The 17,321-nt window shown below is 45.6% G+C and carries 15 protein-coding genes; 4 read left to right on the forward strand and 11 right to left on the reverse strand.

Going from position 1 to position 17,321, the window contains the following annotated elements; all coding sequences use genetic code 11:
- Both MSG36_RS10990 and MSG36_RS10995 read right to left on the reverse strand, forming a co-directional pair.
- A complete protein-coding gene (locus tag MSG36_RS10990; protein WP_050620532.1) occupies positions 1-1,005 on the reverse strand; it encodes a response regulator in 1,005 nt (334 codons plus the stop codon).
- Between the two features lie 306 nt (positions 1,006-1,311).
- Positions 1,312-1,557, reverse strand: a complete 246-nt coding sequence (locus tag MSG36_RS10995; protein ID WP_010430578.1) for a hypothetical protein — start codon at positions 1,555-1,557, stop codon at positions 1,312-1,314.
- A gap of 212 nt (positions 1,558-1,769) precedes the next feature.
- Between MSG36_RS10995 and MSG36_RS11000 the strand changes: the two genes are divergently transcribed.
- Positions 1,770-2,207: a Spy/CpxP family protein refolding chaperone gene (locus MSG36_RS11000; RefSeq protein WP_059017318.1), complete on the forward strand. Its 438-nt coding sequence runs from the start codon at positions 1,770-1,772 to the stop codon at positions 2,205-2,207.
- Between the two features lie 132 nt (positions 2,208-2,339).
- On the opposite strand, the gene MSG36_RS11005 is transcribed toward MSG36_RS11000, so the two are convergent.
- On the reverse strand, positions 2,340-3,692 hold the full coding sequence (locus tag MSG36_RS11005) for an MATE family efflux transporter (protein WP_248367763.1): 1,353 nt from the start codon (positions 3,690-3,692) through the stop codon (positions 2,340-2,342).
- Between the two features lie 100 nt (positions 3,693-3,792).
- Between MSG36_RS11005 and MSG36_RS11010 the strand changes: the two genes are divergently transcribed.
- Entirely contained in the window at positions 3,793-4,749 is a 957-nt protein-coding gene (locus tag MSG36_RS11010) for a LysR family transcriptional regulator (protein WP_248367765.1), read from the forward strand.
- 90 nt (positions 4,750-4,839) lie between these two features.
- On the opposite strand, the gene MSG36_RS11015 is transcribed toward MSG36_RS11010, so the two are convergent.
- Complete coding sequence (locus MSG36_RS11015) at positions 4,840-6,240, reverse strand: alpha-amylase family protein (protein WP_248367767.1); 1,401 nt, start codon at positions 6,238-6,240, stop codon at positions 4,840-4,842.
- Between the two features lie 267 nt (positions 6,241-6,507).
- On the opposite strand from MSG36_RS11015, the gene MSG36_RS11020 reads away from it, so the two are divergent.
- The gene (locus tag MSG36_RS11020; RefSeq protein ID WP_081090052.1) at positions 6,508-7,407 is read left to right on the forward strand and encodes a DMT family transporter; all 900 of its coding nucleotides are present in this window, start codon (positions 6,508-6,510) and stop codon (positions 7,405-7,407) included.
- Positions 7,408-7,541: 134 nt separating this feature from the next.
- On the opposite strand, the gene MSG36_RS11025 is transcribed toward MSG36_RS11020, so the two are convergent.
- Positions 7,542-7,961 carry a VOC family protein gene (locus MSG36_RS11025; RefSeq protein ID WP_048614864.1) on the reverse strand — a complete coding sequence of 140 codons (420 nt, stop codon included), beginning with the start codon at positions 7,959-7,961 and terminating at the stop codon, positions 7,542-7,544.
- A gap of 396 nt (positions 7,962-8,357) precedes the next feature.
- Between MSG36_RS11025 and MSG36_RS11030 the strand changes: the two genes are divergently transcribed.
- Positions 8,358-8,978 (forward strand): heme-binding beta-barrel domain-containing protein, encoded by a 621-nt coding sequence (locus MSG36_RS11030; protein WP_050632950.1) that lies wholly within the window; start codon positions 8,358-8,360, stop codon positions 8,976-8,978.
- A gap of 81 nt (positions 8,979-9,059) precedes the next feature.
- On the opposite strand, the gene fecE is transcribed toward MSG36_RS11030, so the two are convergent.
- The 6 genes from fecE to MSG36_RS11060 form a co-directional block, all read right to left on the reverse strand.
- Positions 9,060-9,824, reverse strand: coding sequence for a Fe(3+) dicitrate ABC transporter ATP-binding protein FecE (fecE, locus tag MSG36_RS11035; protein WP_248367769.1), 765 nt, complete (start codon positions 9,822-9,824; stop codon positions 9,060-9,062).
- 2 nt (positions 9,825-9,826) lie between these two features.
- Positions 9,827-10,798, reverse strand: coding sequence for an iron chelate uptake ABC transporter family permease subunit (locus tag MSG36_RS11040; protein ID WP_050620538.1), 972 nt, complete (start codon positions 10,796-10,798; stop codon positions 9,827-9,829).
- Positions 10,798-11,832 carry an iron chelate uptake ABC transporter family permease subunit gene (locus tag MSG36_RS11045; protein ID WP_248367771.1) on the reverse strand — a complete coding sequence of 345 codons (1,035 nt, stop codon included), beginning with the start codon at positions 11,830-11,832 and terminating at the stop codon, positions 10,798-10,800. Before MSG36_RS11045 ends, MSG36_RS11040 begins: the two co-directional genes overlap by 1 nt.
- Positions 11,829-12,806: a Fe(3+) dicitrate ABC transporter substrate-binding protein gene (locus MSG36_RS11050; protein WP_248367774.1), complete on the reverse strand. Its 978-nt coding sequence runs from the start codon at positions 12,804-12,806 to the stop codon at positions 11,829-11,831. Before MSG36_RS11050 ends, MSG36_RS11045 begins: the two co-directional genes overlap by 4 nt.
- 87 nt (positions 12,807-12,893) lie before the next feature.
- Positions 12,894-15,023 (reverse strand): TonB-dependent siderophore receptor, encoded by a 2,130-nt coding sequence (locus MSG36_RS11055; RefSeq protein ID WP_086775082.1) that lies wholly within the window; start codon positions 15,021-15,023, stop codon positions 12,894-12,896.
- A 202-nt stretch (positions 15,024-15,225) separates the two neighbouring features.
- Positions 15,226-17,262, reverse strand: a complete 2,037-nt coding sequence (locus tag MSG36_RS11060; protein WP_248367777.1) for a TonB-dependent siderophore receptor — start codon at positions 17,260-17,262, stop codon at positions 15,226-15,228.
- Between the last annotated feature and the right edge of the window lie 59 nt (positions 17,263-17,321).

Consider the following 17,321-nt stretch of genomic DNA (forward strand, 5'->3'; position numbering starts at 1 on the left):
TTAAAACTCCTCCATTAGGTAGGCCAATTTGTTGTCTAGAAGAGGCAGAGACTCATCAACAAACATAAACAAAAGGTCACAACGGATGGAAGTGCCATCGATGTTGTAGCTGACTTCGAACGTCATGGTCTTTTTAAATGAGCCACTGGTATTTTCGATGACCGAGTCGATCGAGATATGCTGCCCTAGCAGCACAGGAGAGCTCTGGAAGAAACGAACTTCTGATTGCTCCCCTAACCCATTCAAGAATGAGCCGACTAAGATGTTGGATACATCCATCAGTAACTCTAGTTCTTCTAGCTGCTCGCTTTCTGTTGGCACCTTCATAAGCTTCTTAAGGTCGCTCACACTGGAGTCACTCAACAAAACTAGCGCTTCACCTGCAATGCCTTCTCCACTGAAGCCTTGGCAAACACCTGATACTTGGTCGTTGTCGGCTAGATCGCGAAGTGCCATGTGCAATTCACTCACTTCGAAGATGTTGACGTTCGGTAGCGGTAGGTGAACAAACACATTAAAGTGACGAGCCAGCGCATCAGCGGCACGGCCTATCGCTACGTTCGCGACTTCCATATAGACATCACGTCTGCGAAGTATTGGCAGTTCTAAAGCGGTTGGGGTAATGATTTGAGGTTGTTTTGGCGGCTCAACATGCTCACGTAAAATCGCTTTTAGCGCTTCTTTATCGATCGGCTTTTGCAAAAACGCTTTGGCGCCGAGATCCAGCACCTTCTGTTGCGCTTTTGGTTGTATGTCACCAGAAACAACGACAACAGGCGTGGTATCACCTAAACGTTGCATCTCTTCCAATGTGCCATAGCCGTCTAATTCCGGCATGGTGAGGTCGAGGAACATTAATTTGAACTGGTTTTTAGCGAGCTCTTCAAGTGCATTAAGCCCATGAACAGCAAAAGTTATATCTGCATTTAGAGAACTAGGCAGTGACCGAGCCATCTGCTTCCTTGCTAACGCAGAATCATCACATATAAGAACTGGGAACGACATAAATGCACCACTGACAAATTAAAGCTAATTCGAACGAGTGTAACAGAACATTATGGTATCAGGTACGGGCTGAATGGATTTATGTGCAGATTATTAGTAAGAATGATGAAACAGGTGGGTAAGCTATTATTTCGCATTATTCTTCATGAAAAACAATATGCTACAAAGGTAATAGCCACTCCTTACTGTTGAGTAATAGCACTATTTTATTTAACAGCAGCCTTAACAAGCGGGTTTATTAAGGCCCGGCTGACTCATTCATTTATCGGCTTTATGTGCCCATGATAAGAGAGATAGTGTGAAGAACTAGAACTGATATGAAGGCCATAAAATCAGCAATGCGAAACGTATGATCACAGCAAATACCAACAGAGCGATACCCAAACGGTACCATTTGTATTCGGCGATGTTCATTGGGATACGCTTGTAGAACATCGTAATCACGCCTTTCCAATCGCTACTGCGTCTTCCGTACTGCATCATACTCGTCAAAACAAACAGTGCGCCAAGCACTAGCATTCCTTTTTCAGCCCAGAACAATCCAACTTCCATTTGTGTATTCCTTGATAAAACGGTGAGCGACTTAAGTCATTCTAGTCACCTTTTAGCTCGGTTTCTGTAAGACCAAGGTCTAACTCTTTCCACGCTTAGATGAAGGTAACTAAGTGAACGAAATGAGCTCGGCGAATTAAACTGAACGACATGTTCATATCGAGTTCAGCTTACTCACCTATACTCATGTTTCCACTAACAGGAGAAACTCAATGAAATCACTGAAAAAGTCGCTTTGTGTATTAACTGCTTCAGCTCTACTCGTTACCGCTCCTTTTGTGAGTGCTTCATCACCACAACAACCGCCACAGCCGGCGCTTAGCCCATTGCAAATGGTTATTGCTTCTCTGAATCTAACCGAAGAGCAACAAGCGGAAGTATTCTCTCTTGTTGAAGATTATCAATCCGATCGAACAGAGATTGATATGGAGAGCGCAATAGAGCTTAAGAAGAAACAGATTAGCCTTGTGACTCAACCTGATTTCAACGAAGCCGAGATGGAAAAGATCATTGATACGGTTCAAGCAACCGAGAAGTCGATGGTGATGCAAGAAATGCGTCTAAAGAACAACATCTATAACGTGTTAACTGAAGAACAAAAAGAGCAATTCAAAACGATGATGAAATCTGCGCTCTCTGGTGGCAAGTAGTCTGGTAATAAAGCTACCTTATAATCAATAGGTACTCGCTACATCCTGATATTGATTCACTCCCCCCAAGAATCAAATGAGATAAACTAAAGCCACAGACATTGCTGTGGCTTTTTTGCGTTTCAATTTCGCTTAAGAGTAAGCTGAACAATCTAAGTCTGGTGTCTTGCTGCTCTTGTTAAGCACGACCATTAAATGAATCAGCAATAGAATCCCTGTCACGCCCAAACCAACACCGATTCCGCCCCAAATCCCTGCCAATTCAAATTTTGGCATCAAATACCAAGCGGCAGGTAGGCCAAATACCCAGTAACCAATAGCTGTCATCACGGTTGGCATAGAGACAATCTTCATACCTCTTAGCAGGTTAATCGCCAGTAGCTGCCAAGCATCAACAATAAAGCACAACGCCACTACCCAGATAACTGAAGCCAATAGTGAAGTCATCGCACCCGTACCATCGTCTAACTTGAAGATAGAGGCGATCATCTCAGGCCATATGATAAACACAGCGGACAACGCCACGCTCAACACCGACACCAATATGAAGCTTTGAATCGAGGTTCTTTTGATCCCTTCGTAGTTACCCGCGCCAAAATCACGACCAACCAAAATCGCCGCAGCTTGTGAGAAGCCGAAATTGAAGTTCCAAGTAAAGCTTAAGCATTGCAGCAGAATTTGGTGCAATGCTAACGAAGCAATACTGATCGTGCCCGCCATCAAGGTGCCACCGTAAATAAGGCCATGCTCAAGTAGTGCTGCCAAGCCGATAGGTAAACCCATCATTAAAAGCGGGCTCATCAACTTGATTGAATACTCTTCTGTGTTTAACCAAGGGGCGAACTGCTTGAATTCATCACGCTTAAATACCCAAACCGTGTATCCGACCATCACGATAAATGCCGCGATAGCCGTACCTAAACCCAAACCTGTTAGTCCCATGTCTAATTGGAAAGTTAGGAAGTAGCTCACAGGCACATTCAGAATTACGGTGATAATAGACATCACCAGAATAGAACGCACATTGCCAAACGCACTGGTTAAGCCACGCAGTACCAACAAGATAAGCGAAGGCAACATCACCCATTTCAAAGCATGGACATATTCCATGGCTAAAATGATCACTTCTGGCGGCTGTTTTGCGGCTTCTAACACCAACGGAGCAAACCAGAAGCTCGCCATTAAGGTCACGCTGAGCACGAATGCCAGCATGGTTGCGCCTTTCACCGCCAATCTGATTTGAGTATTACCAAACTCTGGGCGAGCGACGCGCTGTCCATAAGCGATCGCAATCAAGTTCGCGACACAACCTACAGTGCTGCTCGCAATAATGAAGATAAAAAAGTAGATAGAGGCGCCTAAGCCACCAGCCGCAAGGGCTGACACACTGATACGCGACATCATCCAAACATCAGTAAGGACTAACGCCATGGAGATCAGCTGTGAAATGATCAAAGGGAATGCAAGAGTGAGTATTTTTTTCATGAGCGCCTCAGTTAATTTCGCCCAAAATACGATCGATGAGGCTAGCGTTCAATTGATAAATTTGCGACTCTAACATTCCATAAACTCATGCGAACGAATTATGACCCCATATCCTAGCTTGCCATCATCACATAATGGCTTAAAAGCCTTTGAAGCTGCCGCAAGGCTGATGAGCTTTACTCTGGCTGCCGAAGAGCTGCATGTGACACAAAGTGCGATCAGCCGACAGATTAAACAGCTTGAAGATGAGTTAAACACATCACTGGTTATTCGTAAGCATCGAGCTATTGAATTAACGGTACAAGGTCATGATTTGTATGTGGCTTTACGAGAAAGCTACGCCAATATCGAAGCTGTTATCGCCTCTTGGAGTGAGCCCAAGCAGAAGCGTATTGTGATCAAAGCGACTCTGAGTTTCGCTACGCGCGTATTGATCTCCAAAGTAAGGGAGTTAAACGAGCGTTATCAAGATCATGAAATCGTCATAGTTCCTGTAATTGAGGAAGACGAATCAATCAATAGCAGCGAATATGACCTACTGATCTTCCACACGCGCTTCAAAAAACGCTATGACAAAGCACCAGACATCACCTTCTTGCGTGAAGAGTTCATGGCGCCGGTCTGTTCTACTAGCTTAACCACCAAAGACACCGACCTTGATTCGATCTTAACCTTGCCAAGACTCCATCCAACCTTAGATCATCACGACTGGAAAGTGTGGTTGGCCGATGTTGAATTCCCACCAAAGAAGCCTGTCAGGAATACCAGTTTCTTGTCTTTAGATATGGCGCTCAGTGCCTGTTTATCAGGTGAAGGCGTTACGGTCACGGATCTGTTGTTAGTTCAACAAGATCTCCAACGAGGCTTCTTGTACTGCCCTAAGAATGCAAAGATCCAACACAGTGCTTGGACTTATTTTATCCACCAGCGTAGCCACACGCCTATCATCAACGACCTTATTGAATGGCTTAGAGAAGAGACAACGAAAGAGATCGAGTTGCTGAAAGTACTGTCTCATCAGAATCATTGGTTTGGTGTTATTAGCGATCAACAGTAACGATAAGCCTTAAGCTTAGATACAAATAAGCCGCAGAACTTGCTACGGCTTATGCTTTTTACCAGTGGTGTTCGCTCTAGAGAATAAGCATTAAAGCTTAAACATACGCGCACTGCGGGGTGGTAAGTTGAAGGTGTGGTAACGAGAAGTCACGGTTTCTGTCGCGCTGCTTAATACGTCTTTGTATTGAACATGCCAATTGAACTCATGTTGGTAGGTATCAACTGTCACGCCACGCGTTTCTCCACACTTGTTAATTCCAACAACACCTTCTTTGCCACGCTTAAATAGCAAAGTACATTGGTCGCTCGAAATCATCGTCATTGATTTACCTTGCATCGCGTTATGGAAGCTCAGCATATTCTTCATGTTCGAGCTATTCCAAACATGACCCCAACGACCGTTATCCTTATCTTCAGAATCCGGTAGATCATCACTGTAGATCAACGGCGTACCGCCATCTTTGCCAAGGATGTAAGCGTAAGCAAGCTGCTCGTCTTGTGGATCCATAATTTGGTAACGGAAGCCGTCATTGGTTGGAATGTCATGTGTGATCGCAAAAGTAATCGAACGGTTGTCATCGAGTGCTTGGCCGTACGCTTTTGGATCATGCAACTGATTCAAACCACCGCCCATCGAGAATGCAGCTCGAATCGACGCAAACAGCGGGAAATCATATGCGGAGTGATTGGTGTTATTCAGGTAAGGCGCTAAGAACGACTCATAGCCGCTGTTCCCTGCCCCGCCACTGGTAATCACTTCACCGAACACATGCATGTTCGCTGTAATTTCAGGCGTGAATACTTGGTCGATTTGGTACTGGCTCATGTGTTTGACGGCATCAATTCGGAAACCTTTGATACCCATATCCTTTAATGCCTTCAGATATAAGCGCTGCTGTGAAACCACCCAATTATTCGGATCAAGGTCAGGTAAACCTACATCACCCTCAGCCCCACACAAGCGCCAATATTGAACATGACCAGGATCGTTCCAATCTGAAATACAGCCCGCGGCATGGAAATCGTTAGCGGATACAAAACCTTGCGCTAAATTACCAAACAGAGTCTGGTCAGCATAGTAGCTTGAACGGCTCGCATAATCGTTTAGCACTTCAGTACCAGGGTAATCTAGGTCACTTCGCTTCCAGCTTTCATTCGCCATATGATTCAGAACCACATCGGCATAGACATCAACACCCACACCTTTGAGTGCGGCAATCATTGCGGTCAAATCTTGTTTGTTGCCGAGAGGAGAATCAATGGTTCGAAGGTCTTGAGGCTGGTAACGCGCCCACCATTGGCTGCCGCTCGATTTCATTGCCGGAGCAACCAGTACTTTTTTATAACCGGCTTGCGCAATCTGATTGGCGTTGGCTGTCACATCTGAATACTTCCAATTGAAAGCATGCAAAATGGTGTCTGCATAAGTAGCTGAACTGAAAGAGCAAAGCGCGAGCGTGGATATGAGTAGGGTGTTTATTGGTTTCATAGAACATATCTCTTATTATAAATTCACGAGAATGATATGACTAAGAAAGATAATTAAAACGACCGATAAATCAGAGTTGAATTAGCGTCACCTTCTGTTGATGTTGATTTTATAAAATTGTGTTATAGCCGATATTATGTGGGATAAAAACGAATCGTTAGGAAATGAGAATTAATTGAATCAAGTTGACTAGAACAAGACAAAGACTTTGGTCGGCTCTTCTAAACTAAGTTATGATTCCTGTTCCCTCAACCGATTGATATTTTTATGCCCTCTTTCTCTTTTTCAATGATCCCTGTTGGGGTTCGATTCATGATCCTCTCCGCTTTTGGATTCGCACTGATGTCTGCGTGTGTGAAATACATCAGCAACTACGGCATACCTGTATTCGAAATTGTTGCAGCAAGGGCTTTGGTGTCTTTGATCATCAGTTATATCGACGTTAAGCGAAAAGGCATTTCGATCTGGGGAAATAACAAACCTTTGTTGTTTGTTCGAGGCGCAGTTGGCACAGCAGCCTTAATGTGTGTTTACTACGCTGTGACCACCTTGCCATTAGCAGAAGCGACCATTCTACAATACGTTCACCCTGTATTTACCGCCCTACTTGGCGTGTTATTTCTGAAAGAGCGCGTCCAAAAATCGACCATGATCTGCATTGCGTTCTGCCTAGCGGGACTATTAGTAATGGTACAGCCAAGCATGAACAGTGGCGCGAGCAGCGAGTTACCGCTATTTAGCATAATGGTGGCGTTATGTGGCGCATTTGGTAGCTCAATTGCTTATGTAATTGTGAGAAAGCTTAGCCAAACGGAAGACAGTTCAGTCATCATCTTCTACTTCCCACTGGTTGCTCTACCAATCTCAACCGCCCTTATCTGGAACGACTTTGTGTGGCCAAGTCTATTCCTTACCGTGATGCTCGTGTTAGTCGGTATTTTCACTCAGATAGGCCAATACGGTTTGACCAAAGCGATGCAAACCCAAGCTGCAGGCAAGGCTTCGGCTTACTCATACGTTCAAATCGTATTCTCAGCGCTATTAGGTGTGTGGATCTTCAATGAGATCCCATCAGTTTGGACTTACCTAGGTGGTGGCCTAATCGTAACAGGCGCGCTAATCAATGTGTTTGGTAAACAACTGTTGGTGCCGTTTAAAGCTAAGTAAACACCAGCTAAAAGAGCTCAATATCAGTTAGCCAATCAGCGATCAAATAGATCTAAAAAGGGCATTGCGGATGATTCCACAATGCCCTTGTCTATAAATGTTCTCTAGCGCGTTTTCATGGCAGTATTACGTGATTAACTCGTGGCATTTCGTAACTTGGGATCATCACTCAGATACTCAACAAACTCGATTTCAAAACCTGCCGGATCCACAAAATAGACGTTTTTTCGATAAGGTTCTTCGGCGCCGGGTTTGGCAATTGGGAAGCCCGCATCAACAAGCCGTTGAGTGACACTTTCGATATTATTGGTCACATAAGCGAAGTGCGCGAGGCCAACAGAATGCCCAGCCAAATCTCTATTTTCACCTTCACCGTGATCACTTATTGCTATGTATTGGTACTCGTCGCCAAAATGCAGCCAGTTACGTGGCTTACCTGACCACTCTCCTTTTCCCTCATCACGGACATACCAATGAGGGAACGCCGCTTTATAGAAAACCAGCATTTCTGGGATATCTTTTACCACTAAATTCACATGTTCAAGTTGGATCATTCTTCTCTCCTTAAAGTATTCTCGTAAGCAACGTTGCATATCCTAATACCTCAAGTTAAGTTGAGGTAAAGCACTAATTTGCATTTATTTCGAGAACGTTTTTAGAGCCCAAATTGTCGTATTTGCAGCGATACAAGCTTTAAGTTTAGACGACCTATTCCAATGTGACTGAACTCAGTCATAAGAGTCAGCAAACCCATGGTTTATCACTGAGATTAGACGAGCCAACCACTCCTTTTTACTCAATATATACATATTAACATCCCCTTATTGACTGATACATCAAGTTACAATTCGATTTCATATTAGCCAACAACACTGATCTGGGTTAATAAACTGGTTTCACAATAACCTTATTTTTATTGGAGTCAGATAATTAATAAAAAGGAAGTTAAAGTGAAAAAATTATTAGCACTTGGTATCGCAGCAGTAATCTCGGCTCCAGCAGTAGCCGACCACAGCACAATCAATGGTATGGATTTTGGTCCACTCGCAAAGTTAGTCGGCACATGGAAATCAGTAGAAACTGGCGGCGTTGATATTTCTCCAGGTCAAGAAGGCACAGAAGTGGGCAAAGGTGGCCCCGCGGTCACACCATTTTATGAAGTGATGACATTTGAGGTTGCGGCAGATGCAACCAACGCCAGCGATCAATACCTGGTTGCTCTGTACTACAAGCAAGAGGTATTCAGAAAGGCCGACGACTCTAAATTCCACGATCAACGTGGCTACTTCATCTACGATCAAAAAAATCAGATCGTCTACAACTCTTACTGTGTACCACGCACCACATGTGTCACCGCAGAAGGCCCTGCTGGCGATACAATGACGTTAGTCGCGTCTAAGCGTGGTATCGCTGAATCCGAATACATGACGGACAACGCAACCACCACGGGCTTCACGATGAACATTAGCATTTCAGACGACACGCTGACGTACTCTCAAACAACAGGTTTAGAGATCTACGACAGCGCATTTGCTCATACAGATTCAAGCACTCTAGTTAAAGTGAAGTAAAACTAAAAACGCCTTTCGCAGCTTTGTGAAAGGCGTTGTTGTTTGAGTCAATTTCAAGAAAATGACAATCAGTATATTCTCCTAAATCGCGACACACATTGGTGTATTTGAAATAGGGTCTCGAAACACGCTCGCTTTGAGATCAAACACGTTACTGAGCATAGTTTCGGTCATCACCTCATCAGGCGAGCCCTCTGCGATTAAGCATCCCTTTTCCAAAACCACTAAATGGTCGCAATAACGACTGGCTTGGTTCAGGTCATGCAACACAACAACCACTGTTTTTCCTTTGGCATTCATCTGTTGCATCAGGTTCATTAATTCTACCTGGTGTGACATATCAAGGTATGTGGTCGGTTCGTCCAACATCACTACGTCCGTATCTTGTGCAATTACCATCGCAATCCATGCTCTTTGACGCTGGCCACCAGACAGTGACTCAACAGGCTTATCAGCAAACTCAAGCACACCTGTATCTCGCATTGCTTGCTCGACAACTCTTTGGTCGTCCTGCCCTAACCTTCCCCAATGAGAGACATAGGGCGAACGGCCATATTCGACTAATTTTCTGACCGTAATCCCTTCTGGGCTGACCAAGATTTGCGGAAGAAGTGACAACGAACGAGCGAGCGCTTTATCGCCATAGCTTGATAGCGGTTTGTCTTCAAACAGCACCTCTCCAGCCACTGGCTTGTTAATTCTTATTAACGTCTTTAATAAGGTGGATTTACCGCACCCGTTAGGTCCTATCAATGCGGTGATTTTTCCCTTAGGGACAGAAACCGACAGGTTCGGTATGATCGTTTGTTTGCCGTACGCGACGGAAAGATTCTGCGTTTTAAGCATGGTTACCAACCTCGATAACGATAGAGAAGAAAGATGAAATATGGCGCGCCAATCACAGACGTGAGAACGCCTGCTGGCAATTCAATAGGTGGTTGTAGACCTCTGGCCAACCCATCAGCGCCGGTAACCAGAATTGCCCCTACCAGTGCAGATGCTAGGATTAACAACTTATGATTATGTCCAAACAACAAGCGTGCTAAGTGAGGTGCCAATAAACCCACAAAACTGATCGTTCCCGCAACAGAAACGCTAACACTGGCAAGCAATACAGCGGCAAATAACGCGAGAGCCTGAATCTGTTTTGGCTTAGTACCCAATGTGGTCGCACTTTCCTCGCCAAGCCCCATCACATCTAATCGCCAAGCCAACCATAATGCCATGGGTAACAACAAGAGCAGAGCACTCCAAATAAACGGGACTTGCTGCCAATTTCTGCCCCAAAGACTGCCTGTTAGCCACACCATGGCCGTGTTGATCTCTATCGGGTTGGTGACCAACAAGAAGTCGATACAACTGGCCAGAAACGCACTCACCGCAATACCAATCAGCGCCAATTTGGCGGGTGTTGGCCTTGACCACCAGGCCAATGCAGCAATCAACCCAGCAGCCAATACCCCACCCAACATCGCCACCACAGGAAGCACACTGACTGGTGCATTTGGGAACCAAACTAAACTCGCTGTCGCAGCAAGTCCTGCCCCAGCGCTAATACCCATAAGATCAGGCGATGCTAACGGATTACGTATCACGCCTTGCACTAATACCCCTGAAAGCCCTAACCCTGCGCCCACGCTTATTGCAAGTAGCATACGTGGTAGCCGATACTGATGGATAACAAAGTCGTCACTGGAAAACGCGACCAAATGTTCGATGACTTGAGAAACAGAAAGCGAAGCTGCACCGACAAACAAACCTGCGGATGCCACTAATATGAGAATCCCAGATAACAAAACTATCTTAGTTTGATGATGCATTAAGATCTCCTCGTCGCAATCAAAATAAAACAAGGTGTCCCGAGCAAAGCAGTAATAACGCCAACGGGTGTTTCAGTCGGGAAAGCAATCGCTCGCGACAGCGCATCTGACCAAGACACTAATGCTGCGCCAGCCAATGCTGAAATGGGAATCAGTAAATGGTAATTGTGCCCAACCATAGGTCGAACCAAATGAGGTACTAACAATCCAACAAAGCCAATTGGCCCTGCGATAGCGACGCTTGCTCCGGCAAGCAACACGATCGTCAGTCCACTCACGAAGCGAGTAAACCTGATATTACTGCCCAAACCCACAGCAACTTCTTCGCCAAGTGCCAACAAGTTGAGGTTGCGAGCAAGGCTCATTGCCAACACCAAACCAATCACTACAGGCGGCCAAAGCCGTTGCCATTGCCCATCATCCACACTAGAGAGTGAGCCAGTAAGCCAATGCAAGACGCTATAAGCCATATCGTCAGCAAGAATCAGCGCCGCTCGTGTCAGTCCGAGCAATAACGCCGTAATGGCGATACCCGCGAGAACCAAACGTAACGGATGAGAACGTGCAGAGAAAAAACCGCCTAGAAGCATCACAGCACCGCCGCTCAGCAATGCACCAAGAACCGCGTTAAGGATTGGGTTTAGCTCACTGATCACGGGTATACCTATCGCAGCTAACGCCATAAAACAGGTTGCGCCAGCATTAATACCAAGAATCGACGGAGACGCGAGTGGATTACGCGTTAATCCCTGCATCAATAACCCAGCGACGGCCAAACTCGCACCAATCAATAGCCCCGCATAAGCTCTTGGTGCTCTTAATGTCGCCAATATTTGATGAGTCATGTTGCTTTCATCAAACGCAAACCAGTAGTCAATCAAGTCACTCAATGTTAATGAGAAATTAGACCACCCGGTCATAGAGGCCGCGTAACCAAACAGTGCCAAACACGACACGAATGCCGTAAATAACGTGACTCGCCACGACAGTATTGGCCAGAATCGCTTACTTTTAGAGAACAACATTGTACTCATGATGGATCCAAGATCTGCTCAAGATTTTTCGCCATTTGTTCTGCCGCTAACATGCCTCGATTCAATGACCAAAGTGCCGGTGACACTTCTACAACTTGCTGATTTTTAGCAGAGGTTAGTACATTGAATAGCGGATTTTTCTGCCAATCATCAACAATATTTGGATGAGAGTAAGCGCCAAGGAGCAACCAATCCGGATTGGTTTTCAACAACAACTCAAAGCTGGTTGGTAAATATGCCTTCTCTGTTGGTTTCACAATAGGGCTCGCAATGCCTAATGTGGTGAGCACGCCTCCTGCGTAAGACGCTGGGCTATGTAACCACATACCTTTATCCGACACGACAGCGAATTGGACAGTTTGTTTGAGCGAGAAATGACTTTTGAATTCAGCCATGGCGTGTTGATGTTGTTGAATTCGTTGTTCCATTGACGATTGCTTGTCGAGAACGATGCCAATCTTGAGCGCAGACTCCAAATTCTCTTGATAATTCTCACCACGGCTTTTGAGCAGCAGAGTTGGTGCGATGCGTTGTAGATCTTGATAGACCGTACGATGACGCTCTGCATCTGCAATGATCAGGTCGGGCTTTAATATCGCAATGGCTTCTAGGCTAGGCTGAGAACGCATGCCAACCGATTCCCATGGTTGAACCAATTCGCGTACCGCCGGAATCACTCGCGAAGCATCATTGTCATCCGCAACACCAACAGGAGAAACACCCACCGCAGCTAACGCATCTACAAATGAGAACTCCAACACCACAATACGTTGTGGGGTAGTCGCTATCTCAAACTGACCTTGCTCATCTTGTATGATCCTGGTTTGTGCTGAACTGGAGAGTGAGAACAAGCTTAAAATCAGCAAAGTTAAGGTTATCGCTATCCTGCTGAATAAACACTGCTTATTGAATGACAGCAGTCCGTTCGACAGCAGTAATGGATTCGAAAACAAAAGGCGAGAGCTGTTTTCCATATTTAATTTTCCTTAAACGCTAGAACCGTGAAAGTCGCCAAGAGTATTGGCGACTTTTATTCGTTATTACTTTCAATAAATTACGTATTAGAACTGATAATTCAGATCCAAAGTGTAAGAACGTCCTGGGGCTGGATAACGACCAACTGGACTGGTATCAATACCGCGGAAGTAATAGTCCTCATCAAACAAGTTGTTCACCGCAAGGTTCATGCGCAGCTTACTGTTTTCATCCTTGTACAAATCCGAACCTAGGTTAAAGTTCCAGACCATGTAGGCAGGCACTTTACCTGTCGCGCCCGTTGCATCTTCGGCACTTGTATTCGCATTGTCAGAATAAGATTCGCTAAAGTAGTAACCAGATAAAGTCGTATCTACCTTGCTGAAGGCGTAAGTCGCATCCCAACTAAATTGATGTTTAGACGTATAAGGAAGTTGATTACCTTTGTTTGCACCCTCTTCCTCTAACGTTGCATCTAAGTAGTTATAACCAGCGCCAAGGCTCAAAGCTTGCATCGCTTGAGGAATATAACGACCAGAGAGCTCAACACCTTGGTGAAGGGTTTTACCAATGTTATCGAAAGTTTGGGTAGCACTTTGCCATTGCAGCTGATCTTCAAAATCAATGCGGTAAAGTGCGATATTAAAGCTGGTTGAATCTTGGTTGTAGCGGGCACCCAACTCGTAGTTCCACGCTAGCTCACTGCCCTCTTCACCTTTACCACGGATGTAAGCAATTTGTGGTGCACGCAAAGATTTCTGTGCATTACTGTACCCAACCCATTGTTCAGTCAGATGGTATGCCACGGTTAAGCCCGGCAGCCACTCCGTCACTTTGTTGTCTGTGCTCTGTGCTGTGCCCAGATCATCAAACGTCATATCAATCGATTCATAACGAATACCCGGCGTAACTTTCAGTACATCATTGAACAGGCCGATTTCATTGCTGATGTAACCAGCAAAAGCGTCAGTATCTAAGTGCCAATCACGTGGGGTTGTTGTAGCACCACCAGCAATTGGTGTTTGGGTCAGCTTGTAGTCAATGTCTTCGTTAACATAGCGCGCACCCACAATCACGTTTTGCGTTACGGTATTTCCGTCAAAGTACATCGCGAGTTTAGGTTCAACACCATAAACAGCAAATTCACGTGGTGATGTACGAATGTCGGTTGATGGTAATGCAGGGTCCGCCCAGTGACCGCCAGCGCTATTAAAGCCCCATTGGAAGAAACGCTCAGAACGGTGGCCAAACGTCAGTATTTCTAATTCGGCGCTATCTGCAAGATTCAAATCATGCAAATACTTCAAGCTCCAACGCGTTGAAGTGCCTTGATATTCATCGTATGGGCGCTTCGACTGAGTACGATCTTTGCCATAATCATCCGGCGATAAAGCACCGGGCATTTGGGTGTCTGCATCATAACGCTGCACGAAAGCTTGTAGCTCTTGAGTATCACTCAGTAACCACTGCAACTTCGCCTGGAAGTTTTTGACATCTGTGTCGGAGTGCTCACGGAAGCTTTCACCTTTTAAGAAGTTCCCCTCGACTTGAAGTGCCAGCGTATCGGTTAACCAACCACCCGTTCGCAGGTAAAAGTCGTTGAGCGGCGTATCGCCATCCTCGAATACAGTAAAGCGATTACTGATTTCCGTTTGCCACTCCTGTGGAATAGGCTTGGTCACCAAGTTGATCACACCACCGACGTTGTTTGGTCCGTACTGAACCGCCGCACCGCCTCGCACAATATCAATACGATCAAGCATCGACAGCGTTGCAGGGAAAATTGATTGTCCTGTGTGACCATACGGTGCCAGTGTAAGAGGAACACCATCCATGAGGAATTGAGCGTGGCCACTGCGACTCGCTTTCAAACCACGCACTGAGATGTTAGGCAAAACACCGGTGCCCGTTTCGTCTTGAACCTTAATGCCCGGCACGCTTTGAAATGCCGAATCAATCGAGAGTGCTGCGGTCTTTTTAATTTGATCATTAGTCAGGACGGTACGAGCTCCCGGATATTCTTTCACATCCTCAAGCTCTGAATTACCGATCAAACTGCCCGTCACGACAACCGTTTCCATTGTTGTCGTTTGAGGATCAGACGCGGCAAATGCGCCCATGGAAGTCACTGAAGCGATGGCCATCGCAAGGGCACTTAGACGCAACTTTTGATGTGATTGAGTACAGGGTTTACCATCCAAATTCTGGTAAGGCATGAAAATCTCCTAAATAGGCAAGTTAGGATCAAAGGCCATGTTTACGATTGGGCGCTTTGCTCCTATGGGCTAAACGGCCTCAAAATGAAGCCAACTGTTCATTCATTCGTAGCGAATAAATCAATCGTTTTTGGAGTTAAAATAGCTCTTAGAAATGAGCTAACTCCTAGAACTGAACTAGCTCTTAGAACATAATTAGCTTTTAAAACTGATAGCCGTAACTGAGCATAAATTCGGCTGGCGCTCCGTAACCAATCTGGTTAGTACCCGACGTGCCGTTGGTTGCGCCCAGAATGTATTTCTCATTAAGCACGTTGTAAGCATTCGCTTGAACTTTGTGACGACCCGTGGTGTACGCTGCCATCAAGTCAACCGTGGTGTAGTCACCCAGAGCTACCGCTTCATCATTACCTGCGTAACGGTCGCCAACATATTTCACACCACCACCTAAACGCCAGTTGTCGTCTAGCTGGTAAGTACTCCAAAGTGAGAACAGGTGGTCAGACACATCATTTGGCTTTTTGCCTGTCTCTTTGTCTTCCGCATCGAGATAGCTATATCCAACCGAAATGTCCCACTGCTCTGTTATCTGACCGCGAGCTTCTAATTCAATACCTTGGTGACGCGCTTCGATCTTGTTAACAACGTCTCCGTCTATATTGGTTTCAGGTTGTTCTTGATCGATTTGGAAGACCGCGGCATTCAGCATCAAAGCGTTATCTAATAGGTAAGCTTTTGCGCCAATTTCTTTTAGATCGGTGTGGAAGAATTCTGCTAATTTAGGGTTGATGTAGATACCTGAGTAAGGCAATTGCCATGAACGAGCTAAGCTTGCGTACACGGACATATCGTTGTTGATTCGGTAGACCAAACCACCTCGGTAGCTCACTTTGTCATCGTCGAGGTTCTCTTTTGCTGAGCCCGCTTTTTGCTGTTCAAGCTCCATCGAGTCGTAACGCACATTACCGATCACTGAAAGATCACCAAAGGTGTAAACGTCTTGAATGTAGACGCCAGTGGTCGTGGTAGTGTTATCACGGAAAGGTTTGAAACCCGGATCAGGTGTTGGACCTGCAACAGGATTATAGATATCTTTCGAAGGTAAGGTTTTGTCGCTTGCGAGAGTGAGATCGATATTAATCTGGTTGTAATCGGCACCAATCATCATTTGGTTAGAGTCCGTTTCCCAAACCAACTCAGACTGTAGTGTTGTCGTGGTACGAGGATCATAACCGAAGTTGTTCACGGTTTGAGATACTTGATCCCCTGTTACCGTGCCTTGACGCGTGCCTTTTTGTTCAAGTTCGATATGGTTGTATGCTGCGCGGTTTGTCCATGCCCATTCACTATTCAAAAGCCATTCATAATTAACGCCAACACGAATGCTGTCTGACTCTTGATAGTCATTCGTGCCACCGTAAAATGTGCTTTCAGAGACATCGACAGGCTTACCATTCTTTGATGGAACACCACGATATGGCACCAACTCCTGGTGAGCATATTCGACATCGAGATCAATCGTGTGACCATCCGCTGGTAATACACGAATGGTGGGTGCGATAAAGAAGTCATTCGAGTCGACGTGGTCTACATAGGAATCCGATTGTCGACTTTCCACGTTGATACGACCGCTGACTTTGTCACTCAACGCCATCGAACTGTCAACCTGACCAACAAACAGATTGTTGCTGCCAACACTGCCATTAACGTGAGTGAAGTTATCTCCGTTAGCACGCTTGGTGACCAAGTTGATGATACCGCCTGCTGAACCTCGGCCATAAAGTGCGCCCGCAGGGCCTTTTACCACTTCGACACGTTCGATATTCGCTAGGCTTCGGTACGATTGAAGCGTTCCGTCATCACGCATGCCGTCACGGTACATGTCGTTAAGAGCATCAAAACCACGAATCACAAATTGGTCTCGGCTCCCCTCACCCAGGGTATTGTTAACTCCGGCAACACCATCAAGAGCATCCACCAAACGTACAGCACCGCGGTCTTGCATTTCCGTCTTTGTGACCACTGATACTGCCTGCGGTACATCCAACCATTCAACATCCGTTTTGGTACCCGACTGCGGCATATGCTCCGCGTAACCTTCGTACTGGTGACCAATAACTTGCAGAGTTTCGTCTACCGCGACGTCTTCTGCTGCCATTACATTTGACATAGTGGTCATTGCGGTTAATGCGCCTCCAATTGCCAAAGCGAGCGGGGACAAGGCCAATCTAATGTTCATTTTCTAATTCCGTTTTAGTTTATAAAATCACAACAGTGCGAATGAAAACAAATATCATT

Source organism: Vibrio sp. 1CM8B (assembly GCF_023161685.1).
GTDB lineage: Bacteria > Pseudomonadota > Gammaproteobacteria > Enterobacterales > Vibrionaceae > Vibrio > Vibrio coralliirubri.